Origin of the sequence: Cellulomonas soli (assembly GCF_013409305.1) — a bacterium.
Classification (GTDB): domain Bacteria; phylum Actinomycetota; class Actinomycetes; order Actinomycetales; family Cellulomonadaceae; genus Cellulomonas; species Cellulomonas soli.
The window spans coordinates 1,054,796-1,073,993 of record NZ_JACBZJ010000001.1 but is presented as its reverse complement, the minus strand read 5'-3'; the positions used below and the strand labels follow the sequence as shown (position 1 = coordinate 1,073,993).

At 73.5% G+C, this 19,198-nt stretch carries 15 protein-coding genes; 9 read left to right on the top strand and 6 right to left on the bottom strand.

Annotated elements, in window-relative coordinates; genetic code table 11:
• Window positions 1-95: 95 nt before the first annotated feature.
• Window positions 96-2,027 (bottom strand): ATP-dependent helicase, encoded by a 1,932-nt coding sequence (locus tag BKA22_RS04875; protein WP_179561638.1) that lies wholly within the window; start codon window positions 2,025-2,027, stop codon window positions 96-98.
• A gap of 203 nt (window positions 2,028-2,230) precedes the next feature.
• Between BKA22_RS04875 and BKA22_RS04870 the strand changes: the two genes are divergently transcribed.
• Both BKA22_RS04870 and BKA22_RS04865 read left to right on the top strand, forming a co-directional pair.
• A complete protein-coding gene (locus BKA22_RS04870) occupies window positions 2,231-2,905 on the top strand; it encodes a hypothetical protein (protein ID WP_146954147.1) in 675 nt (224 codons plus the stop codon).
• A 263-nt stretch (window positions 2,906-3,168) separates the two neighbouring features.
• Window positions 3,169-3,810 (top strand): hypothetical protein, encoded by a 642-nt coding sequence (locus BKA22_RS04865; protein ID WP_146954146.1) that lies wholly within the window; start codon window positions 3,169-3,171, stop codon window positions 3,808-3,810.
• Between the two features lie 10 nt (window positions 3,811-3,820).
• Here the strand turns inward: BKA22_RS04865 and BKA22_RS04860 are convergent, their stop codons facing one another.
• The 4 genes from BKA22_RS04860 to BKA22_RS04845 form a co-directional block, all read right to left on the bottom strand.
• On the bottom strand, window positions 3,821-4,672 hold the full coding sequence (locus tag BKA22_RS04860) for a hypothetical protein (RefSeq protein WP_146954145.1): 852 nt from the start codon (window positions 4,670-4,672) through the stop codon (window positions 3,821-3,823).
• Between the two features lie 121 nt (window positions 4,673-4,793).
• Window positions 4,794-6,038 carry a hypothetical protein gene (locus BKA22_RS04855; protein WP_179561637.1) on the bottom strand — a complete coding sequence of 415 codons (1,245 nt, stop codon included), beginning with the start codon at window positions 6,036-6,038 and terminating at the stop codon, window positions 4,794-4,796.
• 89 nt (window positions 6,039-6,127) lie between these two features.
• Window positions 6,128-6,499, bottom strand: a complete 372-nt coding sequence (locus tag BKA22_RS04850) for a DUF2255 family protein (RefSeq protein ID WP_146954143.1) — start codon at window positions 6,497-6,499, stop codon at window positions 6,128-6,130.
• 68 nt (window positions 6,500-6,567) lie between these two features.
• Entirely contained in the window at window positions 6,568-8,265 is a 1,698-nt protein-coding gene (locus BKA22_RS04845) for a sensor histidine kinase (protein WP_223203692.1), read from the bottom strand.
• 205 nt (window positions 8,266-8,470) lie between these two features.
• Between BKA22_RS04845 and BKA22_RS20090 the strand changes: the two genes are divergently transcribed.
• The 3 genes from BKA22_RS20090 to BKA22_RS04830 all read left to right on the top strand — a co-directional run bounded on the left by BKA22_RS20090 (window position 8,471) and on the right by BKA22_RS04830 (window position 11,947).
• Entirely contained in the window at window positions 8,471-9,970 is a 1,500-nt protein-coding gene (locus BKA22_RS20090; RefSeq protein ID WP_146954142.1) for a GGDEF domain-containing protein, read from the top strand.
• A 285-nt stretch (window positions 9,971-10,255) separates the two neighbouring features.
• The gene (locus BKA22_RS04835; RefSeq protein ID WP_146954141.1) at window positions 10,256-11,701 is read left to right on the top strand and encodes a flotillin family protein; all 1,446 of its coding nucleotides are present in this window, start codon (window positions 10,256-10,258) and stop codon (window positions 11,699-11,701) included.
• 18 nt (window positions 11,702-11,719) lie between these two features.
• Window positions 11,720-11,947, top strand: a complete 228-nt coding sequence (locus tag BKA22_RS04830; RefSeq protein WP_146954140.1) for an NfeD C-terminal domain-containing protein — start codon at window positions 11,720-11,722, stop codon at window positions 11,945-11,947.
• A 65-nt stretch (window positions 11,948-12,012) separates the two neighbouring features.
• Here the strand turns inward: BKA22_RS04830 and BKA22_RS04825 are convergent, their stop codons facing one another.
• Window positions 12,013-12,732, bottom strand: a complete 720-nt coding sequence (locus BKA22_RS04825; protein WP_179561636.1) for a GntR family transcriptional regulator — start codon at window positions 12,730-12,732, stop codon at window positions 12,013-12,015.
• A 111-nt stretch (window positions 12,733-12,843) separates the two neighbouring features.
• Here BKA22_RS04825 and BKA22_RS04820 point away from each other — a divergent pair, with 111 nt between their 5' ends.
• The 4 genes from BKA22_RS04820 (at window position 12,844) to BKA22_RS04805 (ending at window position 19,193) form a co-directional block, all read left to right on the top strand.
• The gene (locus tag BKA22_RS04820; protein WP_146954116.1) at window positions 12,844-15,705 is read left to right on the top strand and encodes an FAD-binding and (Fe-S)-binding domain-containing protein; all 2,862 of its coding nucleotides are present in this window, start codon (window positions 12,844-12,846) and stop codon (window positions 15,703-15,705) included.
• Window positions 15,706-15,746: 41 nt separating this feature from the next.
• A complete protein-coding gene (locus tag BKA22_RS04815) occupies window positions 15,747-16,382 on the top strand; it encodes a cysteine hydrolase family protein (protein WP_146954115.1) in 636 nt (211 codons plus the stop codon).
• A 103-nt stretch (window positions 16,383-16,485) separates the two neighbouring features.
• Window positions 16,486-17,916 carry an ATP-binding protein gene (locus BKA22_RS04810; protein ID WP_146954114.1) on the top strand — a complete coding sequence of 477 codons (1,431 nt, stop codon included), beginning with the start codon at window positions 16,486-16,488 and terminating at the stop codon, window positions 17,914-17,916.
• Between the two features lie 104 nt (window positions 17,917-18,020).
• Window positions 18,021-19,193, top strand: coding sequence for a Fic family protein (locus BKA22_RS04805; protein WP_146954113.1), 1,173 nt, complete (start codon window positions 18,021-18,023; stop codon window positions 19,191-19,193).
• Window positions 19,194-19,198: the final 5 nt, after the last annotated feature.

The window sequence follows — 19,198 nt, the reverse complement described above, 5'->3', positions numbered from 1 at the left end:
GGCGTCAGTATTGCCGCATCGTGCGGTGGTGACAATAGTGTCGCCACGAATCGATGCGCCAATATTGACGCCAGCACTATCGAGGTGCGCCGCGCTCAGAGGGCGATCAGCGTGTGGTCCGGACGCACCGTCCGGCGTCCGTCGGCCCCGAAGTCGATCGTGACGCTGCCGCCCCGCACGTCGACGACGCGTCCGAGGCCGTGCCGGTCGTGCGTGACCCGCTGACCGACCGCGAACAGGGCCGCGGACGTCGTCGCAGCGCGCGCGCCTTCTCCGGTGCGGGCCGGACGCTCGCGCTCGGGCGTCAGCGCCGACAGGAACGGTGACGGGCGGCCAGGTCGTCCCGAGGGTCGACCCGCAGCCCACGTCGCCACCAGGTGCCGTCGGGCGCGCGTCGCGGCGACGTAGGCGAGCCGCCGCTCCTCGGCGAGCTCGGCGGGCGTCGTCGCGTACACCGACGGCAGCGAGCCGTCGGTGGCGCGCGCGATCAGGCACGCCTCCCACTCGCGGCCCTTGGCCTTGTGGATCGTGGTGACGGTCACCGCCCCGCGCCCGGGCGGGACGTGGTCCTCGGCGGCGCGTCGGTCCAGGTCGGCCGACAGGGCGCCGATCGTCCTGGTCAGCGGAGCGGGCAGGGACTCGACGAGCGCGCGCAGGGCGTCGAGCGCATCCCACCGCTCGCGTGCAGCGCCGATCCCGTCCGGCGGCCGGTCGGGGTCGTACCCGACCTGGCCGAGGGCGCGCTCGAGTGCGTCGGCCAGGTCGTCGTCCGGCGCCTGGGCGGCAGAGGCGCGCAGCAGGGCGAGGACCTGCGTGATCTCGCGGCGGTCGAAGAACGCGGACCCGTCACCGCCGACCACCGAGACGCCCGCGTCGCGCAGCGCGGCGGTGATCGTGACGGCCTGCGCGTTGAACCGGTGCAGGACCGCGATCTCCTCGGCCGGGACACCCTCGCGCAACCACCGGCGCACGGTCGCGACGATCCGCGCGTCCTCCTCGTCCTCGTCGTCGCAGCGGATCGCGACCGGGTCCGGGCCCTCCCCGAGCATCCCGACGAGCATGGGGCCCGCCGCCTCGGGCGTCCCGGCCATCAGCCGGTTCGCGGCGTCGACGACCTGGGTGGTCGAGCGGTAGTCCTTCACCAGGTCGACCGTGACCGCGTGCGGGAACCGGACGGGGAAGTCCCGGATCAGTGACGTCTGCGCGCCCTTGAAGGCGTAGACCGCCTGCCGGGCGTCACCGACGACGGCGATCGCGTCGCGTCCACCGAGCCACGCGTCCAGGAGCCGCTGCTGCGCCGGGTCGGTGTCCTGGTACTCGTCGACGACGAACGCCGCGTACTGCGCGCGGATCGTGGTCGCGACCTGTTCGTCCTCCTCGAGGAGCCGGGCGCAGGACGCGAGCAGGTCGGCGAAGTCCAGGACGCCGTCCGCACGCTTGGCGGCCGTGTACCGGGCCATCGCGTCGGCGATCGTGGCGAGGTCCGTCCCCGGCCGCCGACCTGCCGCCTTCGCCTGCTGGGGATACCGGTCCGCGGGCAGGTCCCGGGCGGCCGCCCACGCGAGCTCGGTCGCCAGGTCGGTCACCACGGTCGGGTCCACCGCGGTCGCCGGCATCCCGAGCGTCCGGCCGAGCGCCGCGCGCAGGTACCGGTAGTACGCGCCCTTCCCGTCGACGTCCAGCAGCACGGGCGCGTCCCCCGGCAGGCCGGTCGCCCGCCAAAAGTAGCGCAGCTGGCGCAGCGCGGCCGCGTGGAACGTCCGCGCCTGGACATGACCCACGCCCAGCAGGCCGAGCCGGTCGCGCATCTCGCCCGCGGCCTTGGTCGAGTGCGTCACCGCCAGCACGAGGTTCGCCGGGACGGCGCCGGTCAGGTGCTGGTAGGCGATCCGGTGCGTCACCGTGCGGGTCTTGCCGGTCCCTGCGCCGGCCATGATCCGCAACGGTCCTGGCGGTGCGAGGACGGCCGCCGCCTGCTGCTCGTCCAGGCCCGCGAGGACCCGATCTGCTGCGGCGCTGCCTGCCACATGCCCTCCGCCCCACTTCGTGCCACCGGTCGGTGGACATCTTCCCGTGCCGTACCGCCCCGAGATCCACAGCCCCCGCACCGTGTCCGGGTTGTCCGGATCTGACCGTCCCTAGACTGCTCGCGACCGCACCGCACCAGGTCGGCGCCGGGGGACCGACGTCGAGCCGTCCCCGCGCGCGCGGCGCTCGATGGAGGTCCTTCGTGAGAACCCGCGTCATGGTCGTCGTGCTGTCCGCCTGCGTCACCCTCGCGCTCGTCGCGTGTGCTCCGCGGACCGAGGGCGCGGCCGCGGCCAGCGACCCGTCCGCCGGGGCGACGGGCTCGAGCCCCACCGCGACGCCCGTCGTAGCCACGCCCAGCGCCGAGCCGACCCCCACTCCCGCGCCGATGCCCGACGGTCCGGTCGCCACCGGTCAGCCCGCCACGAACGGGCACTTCACCGTGACGGTCCCGGACGGGTACGCCCAGGTGAAGTCCTACGACGGGGGGCTGCAGTTCGACGGGCCGCAGATCGACGAAGCGGTCCTTCCGGACGGCACCGACCCGCACCTCGCCTCCAACGTGGGGCTGTTCCCGATCGGCGTCTCGTGGATGTCCGGCCAGTTCGAAGCAGGCGACCCGAACGTCACCCAGACCGTCTACTCGATGTCGGTCCCTGGTGCCGACAGCGTCACCTTCGAGTTCCTGTCCCTGGACAAGGCCTTCTCCGTCGAGCTCAGCAACGGTGGTGGGACGAGCTGGACCGGAGCCCAAGGTCTGGCGGTCGTCTGGGTCGTCGCGAACGGCCAGGTGTCCGGCCTGCACGTCAGCACGCACCCCGGCCAGGCGGGAATCGACTTCGCGGCGTCGATCGCGCGAACCATCACCGTCGGCTGACGTCCCGCGCCACCGTGAAAGAACACGACATGAGTCCGAGGTGGCTGACCCGCGGCCGGCGCGCCGAACACGCACCACCCTCCGTCGAGGGTGACGCGACGGCGTTCGACCTGTGGTTCGAGTCGGGTGACGGCGTCGCGCCCCACTCGACCGGCGACCCGACGCGGCCTCGACCCACGATCGATGCCGCCGGATGGCTCGGCAGCGCAGGCCCAGGCATCTCCCCGGAGCGCTGGCCCCGGGGGTCGGCCACAGGGCTGCCGATGTTCCACGCAATCACCCTGCTCCTCCCGGACGCGTTCCGGCGTCACGGCCCGGGGCTTCCGGCCGTGGCGTTCTTCCAGGGAGAAGGCCAGTTCGCCAGGGCTCGCCCCGAGCCGACCGAGTGGGACGACGACCCGTTCGTCGCCGACATCGCCCGCTGCGCAGACCATCCGCAGCTGTGTCGGCGGTCCGACATCATCGATGGGCAGTTCGCCCTCGTACGTCTCACGCAGGAGGAGTTCGACGCGGGCCCGACGCCACCGCCCGTGGACCCCCGGCGGCCCGGGGAGCACGTCGCCACGGACGAGGGTCCGAACGCCTGGGACACCCTCGAGCCCCTGGTCCGTGTGTGGCTGCTCGAGCGCCGCGACCCGAATGCGGGCCACGTGCCCGTCGACCTCGAGGCAGCCGCTGGTGCGCTCGGCCATGCATCGCCGTTCGATGAGAGGTTCGGCCTGCGCCCGTGGGCGCAAGGGCTGGCGTCGAGCCACCTCGGGGGCACGGCCTTTCCCGTGCAGGGCCTGCCGCCTGGGCACACCCCGTTCTACCTCGAGCTCGAGGAGCTGCCCGGTCTGAACTTCGGCGGGGGCAACGCGCAGATCGACCTGGAGTCGGACACGTTCGGCTGGTCCTGCGGCTGAGTCGCGGCGGCTAGAGGCCGAGGAGCCGGCGCTCGTAGGCCGACAAGCCGGTGGCGTGCAGCCGGTAGCCGGTGACCTCGTCGACGACCTGGACGACCGTGCGCACAGTGTCGATGGCCACCTGCTTCTCGCACTGGTCGGGGAAGACGTCCACGCTCCAGAACAGCTCCGCGGTGAAGCAGGCCACGCTCATGTACCCCTCGCCGATCGTGACGCGCATCTCCGCGTAGACGGTCGGGGCACCGGTGGCATCCGAGCCCTCGTCGGCGCCGAGTGTCACCCGCTGCCCTGCGATCGTGAGGCGGTCCGCGATCTCGCGCAGCCACAGGTGGCCCTGTGGTGTTGTCGTCGCGTCGAGCGGGCGCGGGGCAAGGTCACCATCAGGGGTGAAGCCCAGCTGCAGGCGCACTCCGCACCAGTCGTCGTGCTCGAGCTTGGCCGCCAACCAGGCGGGAGTTGCCTCCGCCGTCCGGGGCCGCTCCTTCAGTTCGGCCTCCCATGACGCCGGGGCGAAGTCGAACGGCGGCTCGAGGTCGTGTTCGAGGTCGACGGTGATCCGCCCGTCGGCGAACACGACCACCCGTGCGGTGATCCACGACCCGGCGCCGGGTACGTACGCCTGCCGGTGGATCTCGAAGAGGAGCCGGTCGAGCTCGATCGGCTCGTCGTCGAGCGGCGTGCGGTCGCTCCCGTCGGCCAGGTGTGCCACGACGGTGGACCGCAACGCCGGTCCGACGACAGAGACCGTCAACGACACCTCCGACCACCCCGAGGGCGCGGTCGATGCCAGCAACCGACCGATCAGCTCGTACTGCTCCTGCGTCGCCGAGGTCGGCGTCGACACCCCATCCTGTCCCGCCATAGGCCCTCCTTGTGGCACGTCCGCGGGAAGGCAACCACGGGTCGGCCCGCAGCGGCAACGCCGGACCGGCGCTCGAGCTCGTCCACGAGCGCCCCGGCGGGAGGCGCGCCGAGCGCCGTCGTCAGCCTGTCGTCGGGTCGAGCTGGGCCTGCAGCGCGTTGACGTCCGCGACCAGGCCCTCGACGCGTGCACGTTCGGCCGCGGCCGCACCGTCCGCCGCGTCGACCGCGGCCGTCCGCGCGGCGAGGTCCGCGTCGTCGCGTGCGAGGAGTGCGGCGGCTGCGGCGAGGGTCTCGTCGGCGGGCCGCATGGGCAGGTCGGTGCCGTCCCACCACACCCACGACAGCTGGAGCCCCGACCGCTGCTCGGCGGGCAGGGCATCGACCTCGGCCAGCTTGTCCGCGTAGGCCGACCGGTAGGCGGCCACCCCGTCGGTGTCGGCCTCGAGCTGCGCCCGGGTCGAGGCGTTGGCGTACTCCTGGTCGGCGAGCGCCTGCGACGCGGTGTCGATGTCGGCGACCAGCTGGTCGAGCATGCCTTGCCACCCGGTGTGCACGGCGACGAGCGCGGCCCGGTCGTTGACGAACCTGGCGTAGACGGTCTCGAGGGCGGGGGCCAGGCCGCCGTCGCGCCACACCTGCGTGCCCACGTACGCGAACAGCTCGGTGGGCCGGTTCTCCGGGTGGGTGCCGACGGAGCCGGCGATCTGCTCGTGGATCGGGTCGTCCGTCGCCAGCGTCGCGACCTCCGCCTCCAGCAGCGTGTTCAGCTGGCCCTGCTCGTCGTCGCCCAGGAGCTCCCACGCGGCGTGCAGGGTCTCGTGCGCGGCGGTCTCCACCACGTACCCCTGCAGGCGGGCGTCGGCGGGCCGGTACAGGACGATCGAGTGCTCGGAGGGCAGGTAGCAGCCCACGGCGGCGCCGGCCGGGACGCCGATCGCGGCCGGGGAGTCGGTGCACCGGTCGCCGAAGGTCGCGGCGTCCAGGACCTGCGGGGTCGTGCCGAAGAACAGGTCGCGGCCCTCGGCACTCAGGTACGCGGCGTCCGCGAGCGCGACGACCTCGGCGGTGGGGGGTGTCGACGGCTCCGAGGACGCTGCGCCGGTGAGCCACGGGACCGAGGCGAGCGCGTCGGGCACCCCGGCCCCGCCGCCGGTCAGCGCCCAGGTGGCGATGAGGGCGGCGAGCACGAGCACGGTCGGGAGCTGCCAGCGGACGCGCCGGCGTGGCGCGGGGGGCGGCGTCTCGTCGACGTCCGGGGGCAGCCACCCCTGGGGTGCGATGGCGCGTCCTGTGCGCTCGTCGACCACCCACTGCGGCACGCGGCCGGTGGGGGAGCGGGGCAGGTCGTCGGGTGCGATCGGCACGTCCACAGCATCGACCGTCGAGGCCCCTCACTGGAGCCGAACGCGCCCGGAAGTCGTGCCTGGGCGGCGCGTCCCGTCGGGCTGCGTGCTCAGGCCGGGTGCACCTCGAGGGTGGCGGCCCGCGGCCCGTCCTCCACGAGGTGGTCGACGATCGAGGCGTAGTGCCCGTACTTGGCGCGGTAGCCGGCGTCGACGAGGGTCAGGTCGGCGTCGTCGGCCTCGGTGAAGGTCACGTCGTAGGCGGTGCCGCGGGCCAGGATCTGGCCGGTGCCGGTGGCGATCGCACCCCGGAACCAGCCGGCGCCACGACCGTTGGTGGACCGCACGAAGACGCGGTCGCCGTCGCCGACGATCCAGATGATGGTGGGGCTGCGCAGGGTGCCGTCAGGTCGTCGGGTGACGACCTGCACCTCCTGCGGGGCGGTCAGGGCGTGCGCGTCCTGCTCGGTCCAGGTGCTCATGGGGTCCAGTCCAGCACCGTCCCGGACGACGAGACAGGCCCTGTCGTGACCCCTCTCGGCCCGCCGGTTCAGTCGAGCGGCGCGGTCCAGCGCAGCAGCGCGCCGCGCCCCGAGGCCGGGCGCAGGAGCGAGAACGTCCCGCCCGACTCCTGCGCACGCTCGGCGAGGTTCTTCGTGCCGGACGCCCGGGTGGGTGCCGCCGGGACGCCGACGCCGTCGTCCTCGACCTCGACCGAGATGGCCCCGTGCGGTGCCGAGGTGATCACCACGCGCACGGCGACCGAGCCCGAGCGCGCGTGCCGCGCGACGTTCGAGAGGGCCTCGCGGACCACGGCGACCACGTTGTTGGCCCGACCGGGCGCGACCAGGTCGTCGATCGCCCGGACCAGGTCGGCGTCGGCGCTGTCGATGTCGTCGGCTCGCACGGTGAACCCGTCGACGGTGATCGCCAGCAGGGGCGCGAACCCGAGCGAACTGTGCGCGAGCTCGACCTCGGCCTGCACGCGCTCGACCAGCGGGATCGTGGCGCCCGGGTCGTCGAGCGTGCGCACGATGACCCGGATCTGCCGGATGCCGGCGTCGACGTGCCCGACCGCGGAGTCGAGCACCTGCGCGACCGCCGGCGGGAGGGGTTCGTGGCCGTGGTGCCGTGCGCTCTCCAGCTGCATGCCGGCGGCGAACAGCTGCTGGATGGCCATGTCGTGCAGGTCCCGGGCGATCCGGGTGCGCTCGTCGTGCAGCACCGCCTGCCCGCGCAGCCGCTGCGCCTCGGCGAGCACGAACGCGAGCGCGGCCTGCGAGGCGAAGGACTGCGACATCGCCAGGTCGTCCGCGGTGAAGGGCGCCGCACCGGTCGGGCGGAGCAGCAGCAGCACGCCGACGCCCTGACCGGCGGTGTGCAGGGGGGCGAACAGCGCGGGCCCGTACCGGGCGAGCGGCGCGCGCAGGCCGAGCCCGGGGCCGGTCGCGGCCAGCGACGCGACGGTCTGCCCGGTGCCGGAGGTGAACGCGGCGTGCACGAGGGCGTCCGCGGAGACGTCCAGCCCGATCAGGTCGTGCCCGCCGATGCCCGCGACGATCTCGAGCAGCAGCTCACCGTCCGGCCCGGGCAGGGCGAGCGCGGCGATGTCGGCGCCGTCGATGTCCTGGGCGGCCTCGGCGATGCGTTCGAGGACGTCCTCCTGGTCGGCGCCCTCCAGGAGCATGGTCGTGATCGTCTGCCCGGCGGCCTGCCACTGCTGCCGGCGACGCTCGAGCGCGTACAGCTGGGCGTTCTGCACGGCGACGGCCGCAGCGGCCGCCAGGGAGAGCACGACGGACTCGTCCTGGTCGTCGAACCCGCCGTCCTTCTCGGACAGGTAGAGCGTCCCGTACCGCTCGCCGCGGACCCGCACGGCCGCGCCGAGGAACGAACCCATCGGCGGGTGCGCGGGCGGCAGGCCGACGAACGCCGGGTGCTCGCGCAGGTCCGCCAGGCGCAGCACCCCCTCGTCGGGGATCGCGCCGAGCACGCCGCGCGCGTGCGGGGGGTGCCCGAGCGAGGCCGCCGTGGCCGCGTCGACGCCGCTCTGCACGAACGTCGTCGAGGCGCCGTCCGGGTCGACGATGTTGATCGCCCCGAACCGCGCACCGGTGAGCGCCGTGCTGGCGGCGACGAACCGTTCGAGCAGGCTCGGCGTGTCCAGGTCGCCTGCGAGCTCGAGGATCGCCGACATCAGCTCGGCGGCGACGTCCGAGGACGCCAGGGGCGGACCGACCTGCTCCACGTGGAGACCTCCGTGCTCGATATCAGGAGGTCACGCTACGCGAACAGGGACCTTCGTCCCAGGGTGCTGGGACTGGCGCGCCGTAGACCCGCCCGAGGCGCGTGCGCACCCCGAACCGCGGCAGGCGAACGCTCACCGCAAGGACGTGCGCTGCCGATGAGAAGTCAGACGGTCGAGGCGGCGAGGAACGGCAGGCGAGGGGCGGGTGGACAGGCGCAGCACCGGGGCGCACGGCACGCTCCTGCTGCTGCTCGTCGCCCTCGTGGCGCTGTGCACCCTCGGCCCGACCTGGCGCTACGTCGCGGTCGCCCTGGCGAACAGTGCGCCGCTCGTCGTGCTCCTCGTCCAGCTGGGACGCCGGACCGCCGTGCACCGCACCGGCTGGGTGCTCATGGCCGTCGGCACCGGCGGGCTGCTCGCGCACAACGCGCACAACGCGCTCGCGGTCGCCACGACCGGGTCCCCCGCCACGGGCCTCCTCGCCTCGGCGACGCTCGTGCTCGGCTACTCGCTCCTGCTCGCCGGCGCCGTCCCGGTCACCCTGCCGTACACCCGCCGCGACGGCGGTGGGATGCTCGACGCGACGGTCGTCGGGCTCGCCGCCGCGAGCCTGCTGTGGGGCGTCGTGCTGCACCCCGCGCACGTGCGACTGGGCTCCGACCCGGCCACCGTGGCCAACGAGATGGCGCTGGCCCTGCTCGTCACGGCGCTCACCGGGATGGTCGTGCGCGTCGCCGCCGTCGCCCGTGAGGCACGGGTCCCGGCGCTGTTCCTGCTGGCCGGGATGCTCGCGACGAACCTCGCGGACGTCGGCTTCACGCTCACGCTCGACCCGTCGACCGGGCTGTCGGCGTGGTGGCCGAGCGCGTTGTGCGTCGTCCCCCTGCTCGCGTTCGCCGCCGCGGTCGTGCACCCGGCCGTGCCCGCACTGGCCCGGCCGGAACCCCCGCCGCGCGGGCTCACCCGCCCGTACCTGGCGTTCCTCGCGGCTGCGCTCGCCGTCAACCCGTTGCTCGCCGGGCTCGGGCACCTGCTCGGGCGCCAGGTCGACGTGCTGCTGTTCAGCACGGGGTCGTTGCTCATGGTGCCGCTCGTCGTGGCCCGGATCGGGCTGCTCGCCCGGCACCAGGCGGAGGCCGAAGGTCGGCTGCGCGACCTGGCCACGCGCGACGAGCTCACCGGTCTGCCCAACCGGCGCTCGGTGACCGCCCACCTGGCGGACCTGCTGGGCCGGGTCGCCGCCGGCGAGGTGGCGGGCGCCGCCCTGCTCTACCTCGACCTGGACGAGTTCAAGGCCGTCAACGACACCCACGGGCACCTGGCGGGCGACCGGCTGCTGCGGACCGTGACCGAGCGGCTGCGCGCCTGCGTGCCCTCGTGCGCGCTGGTCGCCCGGTTCGGCGGGGACGAGTTCGTGGTCGTCCTCGAGGGCGTGCCGGAGCGCGTCGGGCTCGCCCTCGTCGCGACGATCGAGCAGGCGATGGCCGAGCCGGTGATGCTCGGCGACGTCGTCGCCTCGGGGCGGGTGAGCATCGGTCTGGCGGTCGTGGATCCGGGCGAGGCGTCGGACGTCGAGACGCTCGTCGGCCGGGCCGACGCTGCGATGTACCGGGCCAAGCGCGCCCGACAGTCACCCGATGCGGCGGTCTCGGGCGGTCTGCCGACGCCGGCGACCGACGGCCTGCCCGCGCGCCGACCGCGCTGACCGAGGACGGACGAGCGCCCTCGTCCACAAGCAGGTCAGATCCCGGTTCCGGCGGTGCGCGGTGTGCAAGACTCGCTCCGCTCGGACGCCCTCAGGCGCGGTGCGCGGTGCAGGTCAGGCCGTCGCCCCCGTGCGGACCGCATCCGCGTCCCCCCGCCACCCGGGGCGCTCGGCGCACGGCCTGCTCGACCCGCTCCGTCGGGGCGGCACCCCGTCGCGATCGGTGGCAGCACGGCCCCCGCGCCGACCGCGCGCGGGGGACTCGCGGTCGAGGAGCACGAAGTCATGCAGGTAGGACCGTTCATCTGGGCAGGCGTCGTCGTGGTGGCGCTGCTGGTGTGCGTGGGGCTGTTCCGAGCCATGTGGAAGGTGGCGGAGCCGAACGAGGCCCTGATCATCTCCGGGCTCAAGACGGGCGACTCGGGATCGGCGCTCGGCTTCAAGGTCGTCACGGGGCGCGGGACGCTGGTGATCCCCGGCGTGCAGACCGTGCGCCGCCTCTCGCTCGACATCAACGAGGCGCCGCTCGAGGTCACCTGCGTGACCAAGCAGGGAATCGGCGTCACCGTCCGCGGCGTCGTCATCTTCAAGGTCGGCGACGACGACGTGTCGATCTCCAACTCGGCCCGCCGGTTCCTGGACAACCAGACGACCATGGTCGCCCGGATCGTCAACGTGTTCGAGGGTCACCTGCGCTCGATCATCGGGTCGCTGACCATGGAGGAGCTGGTGCGCGAGCGCGAGCGGCTCACCCAGGAGACGCGCGCCGCGGCCGGTCAGGAGCTCGAGAAGCTCGGCCTGGTCATCGACACGCTGCAGATCAAGGACCTGATCGACCCGACCGGGTACATCGACAACCTCGCGAAGCCGCACGCGGCCGAGGTCGAGAAGAACGCGCGCATCGCGCAGGCGCAGGCCAACCAGGAGGCCACCGAGGCCGAGGCGGTCGCGCAGGCCATCCAGGCCGACGCGGTCCGCAAGTCGCGGATCTCGCAGGCGCAGTACCAGGCCGAGGTCGACCGTGCCGCCTCGATCGCCGCGCAGGCCGGCCCGCTCGCCGCGGCCGAGGCGCACCAGCAGGTCGTCGTGCAGGAGACCGAGGTCTCCAAGCTCGAGGCCGCGCGTCGCGACCAGCAGCTCGAGGCCGAGGTGCGCCGCCCGGCCGACGCCGAGCGCTACAAGGTCGAGCAGGAGGCGCAGGCGGCCCGCAACGCGGCGATCGCCGAGGCCGAGGCCCGCAAGGCCGCCGTGATCGCGGCCGCCGAGGCCGATGCCGAGAAGGTCCGGCTCAACGGTGCCTCGGAGCAGTCGCGACGGACTGCGCTCGCCGAGGCCGTGCGCGCCGAGGGTGAGGGTCAGGCTGCCGCCACCAAGGCGGTCGGCGAGGCCGAGGCGACGGCGATCCGCGCGAAGGGCTTCGCGGACGCCGAGGCGATCGAGCGTCGCGCGCAGGCGCTCGCGGCCAACTCGGACGCGGTCGTCATGCAGCAGCTCGCGCAGAACTACCCGGCGATCGTCTCCGCGGCCGCCGAGGCCTTCTCGGGCGTGGACAACATGAACGTGCTGAACGGCGCCGAGGGCGTCACGTCCATGCTGATGAACGTGATCGGGCAGGGCGCGGCCGGGCTGAGCACGATCAAGCAGATCCTCGGCCAGGTGCAGGCGGCGGCCCCGCAGGCATCCACGGCATCGACGGTGCCGACGCGGCCCAGCCACGTCGAGTCGAACTGAGGGAGCGGGGACGGTCGGATGAGCGAGCAGACGCCCGTGGGTCGGACGGGACTGGTCACGACCACGATCCCCGTCGGGGGGATGGGCGAGGTGCGCGTCGCGATCGCGGGCGGCACCTCGACGTACGGCGCCTACGGCGTGGATCGCACGGTGCCGGTACCCACCGGGACGCGGGTGGGGGTCGTCGAGCTGTTCCCGCCGCGCACGATCGTGGTTGCCCCGGTCGACCTGACGCCGCGCGACTGAGCGAGGCCACCCGCCGGTGAGCGGTGGGGTGCATAGCAGTGACGCCGGAGGCGGCGGTCCGCAGGTCAGCGGGCCGCCGCCTCCGGCGTCGGGGCGGTGGGCAGTGCCGAGGACGGGACCGACGCCTCCGGACCCGCGACGCCGCCGAGGCTCGCCGCGAGCAGCTCGCGGGCCCGCGCCAGGTGCTCGTCGAGCAGGCGCGCAGCACCCTCGCCGTCACCCGCCTCGATGAGCTCGAGCAGGCGGGCGTGCTCGGCGACGATGATCTGCGGGCTCAGCCGCTGGCGGCCCTGCAGCTGGGCCATGCAGAGCTTCACCTCGAATGCGAGCGAGTGGTAGATCGCGCTGGTGCGGGTGCTGCCGAGGGCGTCGATGAGGCTGGTGTGGAACCGCATGTCGGGCTCCACGACCGCGTAGGAGCCGTCGGCCCACAGCGCGGCGATCTCGGCGTTGGCCTCGCGGGCGGCCGGCGGGACGAGCCGGTCGTGGGCCAGGCGGCGCAGCACCTCGGACTCGAGGTAGGTGCGGGTGCGGTAGATGTCGCGCACGTCGTCGGGGCCGAGGTCGACGACGCGGGCGGTCTTGTGGTTGCGCCGGACGAGCACGTGCTCGGCGGTGAGCCGTTCGATCGCGGCGCGCGCGCTGGCGCGGGCGATGTCGTAGCGCGCCGCGACGTCCGCCTCGGTCAGGGCAGTCCCGGGGGCGAGGTCGCCGGTGACGACGAGCGTGCGCAGGTCGTCGACGACGGCGTCGACCAGGCTGGTCACCACGATCTCGCGCGCCATCGCCGTCCTCTCGTGGATCTCGTCGCCGTCGGCGAGGGTCCGATCCTCTAGGACTATTGTCACTTGCGTCTACTTGTCCGACAATCGGGACTACTCGCGACGAGGAGACCCATGACCGCGACGGCAACGACGCCGGACACGCTCGCCGACCTGCTCGGCGGATGCGTCGCCGACCGCGCCCAGGTGCGCACGGACGAGCTCACGCTGCGCGCGCTCGCGCACGACGCCTCGCACGTGCTGCTGGTGCCCTCGGCCGTGGTCGCACCCCGCGACGCCGACGAGGTCGCCCGGCTGCTGCGGGCCACGGCCGCCGCCGGGGTGCCGCTGACGTTCCGGTCGGGCGGCACGAGCCTGTCGGGCCAGGCCGGGGGATCGGGCGTGCTGGCCGACGTGCGCCGGCACTTCACGCGCGTGGACGTGCTCGACGAGGGTGCCCGGGTCCGCGTGCAGCCGGGGGTGACCGTGCGGCACCTCAACGCGCGCCTGGCGCGGTACGGGCGGCGGTTCGGGCCGGACCCGGCGAGCGAGGCGGCGTGCACCGTCGGGGGCGTCGTGGCCGACAACTCCTCGGGCATGGCCAGCGGCACGGTCGAGAACAGCTACCGGACGCTGGAGTCGCTGGTCGCGGTGCTGCCGTCCGGCACGGTCGTCGACACCGGTGCGGCCGATGCGGACGAGCGGCTCCAGGCCCTGGAACCCGCCCTGCACGCGGGCCTGCTCGCGCTGCGGCGACGCGTGCTGGACGACCCGGCCTCGACCGCGACAGTCGCCCGGCAGTTCGCGATGAAGAACACCATGGGCTACGGCCTCAACGCGCTGGTCGACTTCGCGAGCGTGCCGCAGATCCTCGCGCACCTGCTCGTGGGCAGCGAGGGCACGCTCGCGTTCGTCGCCTCGGCCACCTTCCGCACCGTGCCCGTCCGTGCGCGCACCGCCTCGGCCCTGCTCGTGTTCGACGACCTGTACGCCGCCAACCGGGCGCTGCCCGCGCTCGTCGCGACCGGTGCCGCCACCCTCGAGCTCATGGACGCCACGTCCCTGCGCGTCGGGCAGCAGCTGGCCGGGTCGCCCGCGGTGGTCCGTGCGCTGAGCGTGACGCAGCAGGCGGCCCTGCTCCTGGAGTACCAGGCGACCACCGACGAGGAGCTCGACGCGGTCGTCGGGTCGGCCCGGCCGGCGCTGGACGCGCTGGCGCTGCGTGCCCCCGTGCACCTGAGCGCGGACGCCACCGTGCGCGGCGAGCTGTGGAAGCTGCGCAAGGGGCTCTACACCGCGGTCGCCGGCGCCCGCCGCAGCGGGACGACCGCGCTGCTCGAGGACGTCGTCGTGCCCGTGGACCGGCTCGCCGACACGTGCGCCACGCTGACCACGCTCTTCGCGACCTACGGGTACGACGACGCGGTGATCTTCGGTCACGCCAAGGACGGCAACATCCACTTCATGCTCACCGACCGGTTCGAGACCGGTGAGCAGCTGGCCCGGTACCGCGGCTTCACCGAGGACCTCGTCGACCTGGTGCTCGGCCACGGCGGCTCGCTCAAGGCCGAGCACGGCACCGGTCGGGTCATGGCGCCGTTCGTGCGGCGTCAGTACGGCGACGAGCTCTACGACGTCATGCGGCAGGTCAAGCACCTGTTCGACCCGCGTGGGCTGCTCAACCCCGGCGTCCTGCTCGACGACGACCCCGACGCGCACCTGCGGCACATCAAGCTCGCGCCGACCGTGCAGGCCGAGGTCGACCGCTGCGTCGAGTGCGGCTACTGCGAGCCCGTGTGCCCCTCGCGCGACCTCACGCTCACCCCGCGGCAGCGGATCGCGCTGCGCCGCGACATCCGCACCGCCGAGCTCGCGGGCGACTCCGCCACCGCCGACCGGCTCGAGGCGGCCTTCACCTACCCCGGCACGCACACCTGCGCGGTCGACGGCATGTGCGGCACGGCCTGCCCGGTCGGCATCAACACCGGGCTGCTGGTCAAGACGCTGCGCCGCGAGAACCTGCCGGTACCTGCCGCGCTCGCCTGGACCACCGCCGCGAAGGGCTGGGGCGCGACCACGGCGCTCGCCCGGACCGCGCTGACCGTGGTCGACTCCGTGCCCGGCCCGCTCACGCCGGCGGTCACCGCGGTCAACGCCGCCGCGCGCGCCGTGCTCGGCTCCGACACCGTGCCGCTGTGGTCCGCCGAGCTGCCCCGCGGGGGCGCGCCGCGCCGACGTCCGCGACCGACGGCCGCACCCGACGCGGTGTACCTGCCCGCCTGCGTCAACGTCATGTTCGGCCCGGCGTCCGGCGGCACCGGGGTGCAGGTCGCGTTCGAGGACCTCTGCGCGGCCGCCGGGCTCACGCTGCTGGTCCCCGAGGGGATCGACGCGCTGTGCTGCGGCACGCCGTGGTCCTCCAAGGGCGTCGCCGCGGGCTACGCGGCCATGCGCGAGAAGGTGCTGCCCGTCCTGCGCCAGGCCACCGACGGCGGGCGGCTGCCGGTGGTCAGCGACGCGTCGTCGTGCACCGAGGGGTTCCGGCACCTGGTCGAGCACGACCCGGAGCTGGACGTGCAGGTCGTCGACGTCGTGACGTTCGTGGCCGAACGGGTCCTGCCTGCCCTGGGGGAGCGGGCCGGGGCGTACCGGCGGCTCGACTCGCTCACGCTGCACCCCACCTGCTCGTCCACCCAGCTCGGCCTCGACCCCGCACTCGCGACCGTCGCCGAGGCGGTCGCCGAGACCGTCACCGTGCCGCTCGACTGGGGCTGCTGCGCGTTCGCCGGTGACCGTGGCCTGCTGCACCCCGAGCTGACGGCGTCCGCCACCCGGCGCGAGGCCGCCGAGGTCGCCCGGATCGACGCGCAGGCGCACGCCAGCTGCAACCGCACATGCGAGCTGGGCATGACCCGCGCCACCGGCCGGAGCTACCGGCACGTCGTCGAGCTGCTCGCCGAGCAGGCCCTGGGCGGCGCACCGCCCGATCCCCGCTGACCCGCACGTCCGTCCCGTCACATCCAGCAAGGGAGCACGCGATGAACCCGGAGACCACGGCACTCGTCCTGATCGAGTTCCAGAACGACTTCACCAGCGAGGGCGGCGTCCTGCACGCCGCCGTGCAGGGGACCATGGAGAGCACCGGCATGCTGGCGAACGCCCGCACGGCGCTCGAGGCCACTCGTGCCGCCGGTGCGACCGTGATCCACAGCCCGATCAGCTTCGAGGCCGGCTACCACGAGATCACCGCGCACCCCTACGGGATCCTCAAGGGCGTCGTCGACTCGACCGCGTTCGTCAAGGGCACGTGGGGCGCGCAGATCGTCGAGGACGTCGCGCCCGTCGAGGGCGACATCGTCATCGAGGGCAAGCGCGGGCTCGACGCGTTCGGCTCGACCAACCTCGACTTCATCCTGCGGTCCAAGGGCATCGGCACCGTGGTCCTGGCGGGCTTCCTCACCAACTGCTGCGTCGAGTCGACCATGCGCTCGGCCTACGAGAAGGGCTTCGAGGTCATCACGCTCACCGACGCCGTCGGCGCGACGTCCCAGGCCGAGCACGACAACGCGATCACCTACGACTACCCGATGTTCTCCAAGCCCATGTCGGTCGCCGAGTACGCCGCGACGCTGCGCGGCGCGGCGGTCACGGCCGACTCGTCCCGGGGGTACTGACCGGGCTGCATCAAGGGCGGTGCACGTCCTTCGCCGTCGCCGATGCACGGAACCCCCGTGAGGAATAGTATTCCTCGCGGGGGTTCGACGACGGAGGGTGCAGATGGCGGGCTTCATCGGTCGGCAGGTCGAGCTCGACGAGCTGGACGCGCACCTGGACGTCGTGCGCAGAGGGGGCCGGGCCGACGCCGGGGTGGCGGTGCTCCTCCGCGGCAGACGACGCGTGGGGAAGTCCCGGCTCGTCACGGAGCTGATCCGTCGGGCCCAGCTGCCCAGCGTCTACTTCCAGGCTGCTCGGCGAGCACCGGTGGCCGACGAGCTGACGCTGCTCGCCGACGCGATCGCCACGTCCACCCTGTCGGGCGCCGCCGTCGCCGACGGCAACACGCCGGCGTCGCTCACGGCTGCCCTGCGCCTGCTGGCCGCGGCGCTGCCGACCGAGGGCCCGGCGATCGTGGTCATCGACGAGCTGCCCTGGCTCCTCGAGGGGTTCGACGGCGGGGCGGGCGAGCTCCAGCGGGTGTGGGACCGCGAGCTGTCCCAGCGGCCCGTGCTCCTGCTCCTGCTCGGCAGCGACCTCGGGATGATGGAGTCCCTGAACCGCCCCGACCAGCCGTTCCACGGCCGAGCCACCGAGATGGTGCTGTACGCACTGTCGCCGCAGGACGTCGCCCGGATGACCGGCCTGAGCGGGATGGCCGCCTTCGACGCCCACCTCATCACCGGGGGCCAGCCGCTCGTCGCGCAGGAGTGGACCGACGGGCAGACCCCGACCGCGTTCATCCGCCGTTCCTTCGAGCGGTCGACCAGCGCACTCGTGGTCTCCGGCACCCGGGTGCTGGACGGTGAGCTGCCGGAGTCGAGCCACGCACGCGCCGTGCTGGCGGCCATCGGCGGCAAGGGTGAGCGCACGTACACCGGCATCCTCCAACGGCTCACCGGTGCGATCTCGGCCACCACGCTGGACCGGTCACTGGCCCTGCTCGTCGAGAAGCGCGTCGTCGAGGCCGACGAGCCGCTGTCGACGAGACGCGCGGCGAAGGACCGCCGCTGGCGCGTGGCGGACCCTGCGCTGCGGTTCTGGCTCGCGGTCGTCGAGCCCGCACTGCCCGACATCGACCGGGGGAGACCCGACCTCGCGTCCGCGCGGTTCGAGGCGGGCTACGCCGCCTGGCGCGGCCGTGCCGTCGAGCCCGTCGTCCGCCAGTCGCTCGCCCGCCTGCTGCCCGACGAGCGGTGGCCTCACGCGAGGCAGATCGGTGGCTGGTGGCCGCGCACCAACCGGCCGGAGATCGACCTGGTGGCGGCGGACGCCCGCCCTGCCGAGTCGATCGCCTTCGTCGGCACCATCAAGTGGCGCGCCGCCAAGCCGGTCACCGCCGCCGAGATCGGTGCTCTCGCGCAGGAGGCTACGCACGTCCCGGGCGTCGGTGCTTCGACTCCGCTGGTCGCGGTATGCCCGGGCGGCGCCGTCGACGACGATCGGCTCACGCAGGTCTGGACGGCGGACGACCTGCTCCGGGCCTGGCCGTAGCAGGTGCTCGCGGCGAGGACATGTCTTGTGCAATGTCTCTATTCTTGCGACACTCGGTCGGCGCGGGGCGGATGGCCTCGTGATAGAGACATTGAGACGGCGCCATGATCTACGACTTCCCCGACCTCGGCCTCGAGGACGTCCGCGTGCTCGAGGAGATATCCGGCATGCGTGCCGAGCTCGCCGAGCACCTGCGGGCACCCCGGCGGTGGACGGGCAGGTTGCGCCGCACCGCACTGGCGCGTGCGATCCAAGGGTCGAACAGCATCGAGGGCTACCACGTCGAGCTCGACGACGCCGACGCCGCTCTCGACGACGAGGAGCCGCTGAGCGCAGACCAGCGGACCTTCGCCGAGATCCGCGGCTACCGCCAGGCGCTCGGCTACGTGCTCGCCATGGCGCGCGACGAGCACTTCGTGCTCGACGCGTCAGCGCTTCGGTCCATGCACTTCATGATGCTGGCGCACGACCTCGGCAAGAGCCCCGGGCAGTACAGGTCGCGTGAGATCTACGTGCACGACGAGCGCACCGAGCAGGTGGTCTACACCGGCCCCGCGGCGGACAGCGTGCCGACTCTGATGGCCGAACTGGTGAGCGACCTGAACAGGCACGACGGTGAGGACGCGCTCGTGCATGCTGCCATGGCGCACCTGAACGTCGTGATGATCCACCCGTTCCGGGACGGCAACGGACGGATGGCGCGCGCCCTGCAGACCCTGGTGCTCGCGCGCCGCGGCGTCGCCGAGCCGGAGTTCGCCAGCATCGAGGAGTGGCTCGGAGCCAACACCGACGACTACTACCGCGTGCTCGCGATCACGGGGCGAGGTGCGTGGCATCCCGAGCGCGACGCGAGCCTCTGGGTGAGCTTCAACCTGCGGGCCCATCACATGCAGGCGCAGACGGTCCGTGACCGGTGGCGCCGCGCGCAGCGGAGCTATGAGGTCCTCGACCGGCTGGTCGCGGTGCGCGGGCTCCCGGACAGGACGATCGACGCCCTGTACTCGGGGCTGCTCGGGTTCCGACTGCGGCGCCCGACGTACGTGGAGCAGACCGGTGTCGACGAGCGCACCGCGAGTCGCGACTTCAAGGCCCTGGCCGATGCCGGGCTGCTGCGGCCGGTCGGTGAGACCAAGGGTCGCCACTACGTTGCCGGGGCGGGCCTTGAGGAGGTCCGCCGAGAGGTCGGGCCCTCGACCCCACCGGTGGACCCTTATCCCTCGATGAGGCACGAGATCGCAGTGCGCGCGGTGGCGGGACCGGACCCGCAGGTCGCGTGACGCCG

Excerpts from the sequence above, each read along its gene's own strand:
- BKA22_RS04865 (WP_146954146.1), top strand. The coding sequence starts at position 3,169 with ATGTTCCACGCAATCACCCTGCTCCTCCCGGACGCGTTCCGGCGTCAC.
- BKA22_RS04825 (WP_179561636.1), bottom strand. The coding sequence starts at position 12,732 with ATGGCGCGCGAGATCGTGGTGACCAGCCTGGTCGACGCCGTCGTCGAC.
- BKA22_RS04820 (WP_146954116.1), top strand. The coding sequence starts at position 12,844 with ATGACCGCGACGGCAACGACGCCGGACACGCTCGCCGACCTGCTCGGC.
- BKA22_RS04835 (WP_146954141.1), top strand. The coding sequence starts at position 10,256 with ATGCAGGTAGGACCGTTCATCTGGGCAGGCGTCGTCGTGGTGGCGCTG.
- BKA22_RS04830 (WP_146954140.1), top strand. The coding sequence starts at position 11,720 with ATGAGCGAGCAGACGCCCGTGGGTCGGACGGGACTGGTCACGACCACG.
- BKA22_RS04850 (WP_146954143.1), bottom strand. The coding sequence starts at position 6,499 with ATGAGCACCTGGACCGAGCAGGACGCGCACGCCCTGACCGCCCCGCAG.
- BKA22_RS04815 (WP_146954115.1), top strand. The coding sequence starts at position 15,747 with ATGAACCCGGAGACCACGGCACTCGTCCTGATCGAGTTCCAGAACGAC.
- BKA22_RS04810 (WP_146954114.1), top strand. The coding sequence starts at position 16,486 with ATGGCGGGCTTCATCGGTCGGCAGGTCGAGCTCGACGAGCTGGACGCG.
- BKA22_RS04860 (WP_146954145.1), bottom strand. The coding sequence starts at position 4,672 with ATGGCGGGACAGGATGGGGTGTCGACGCCGACCTCGGCGACGCAGGAG.
- BKA22_RS04805 (WP_146954113.1), top strand. The coding sequence starts at position 18,021 with ATGATCTACGACTTCCCCGACCTCGGCCTCGAGGACGTCCGCGTGCTC.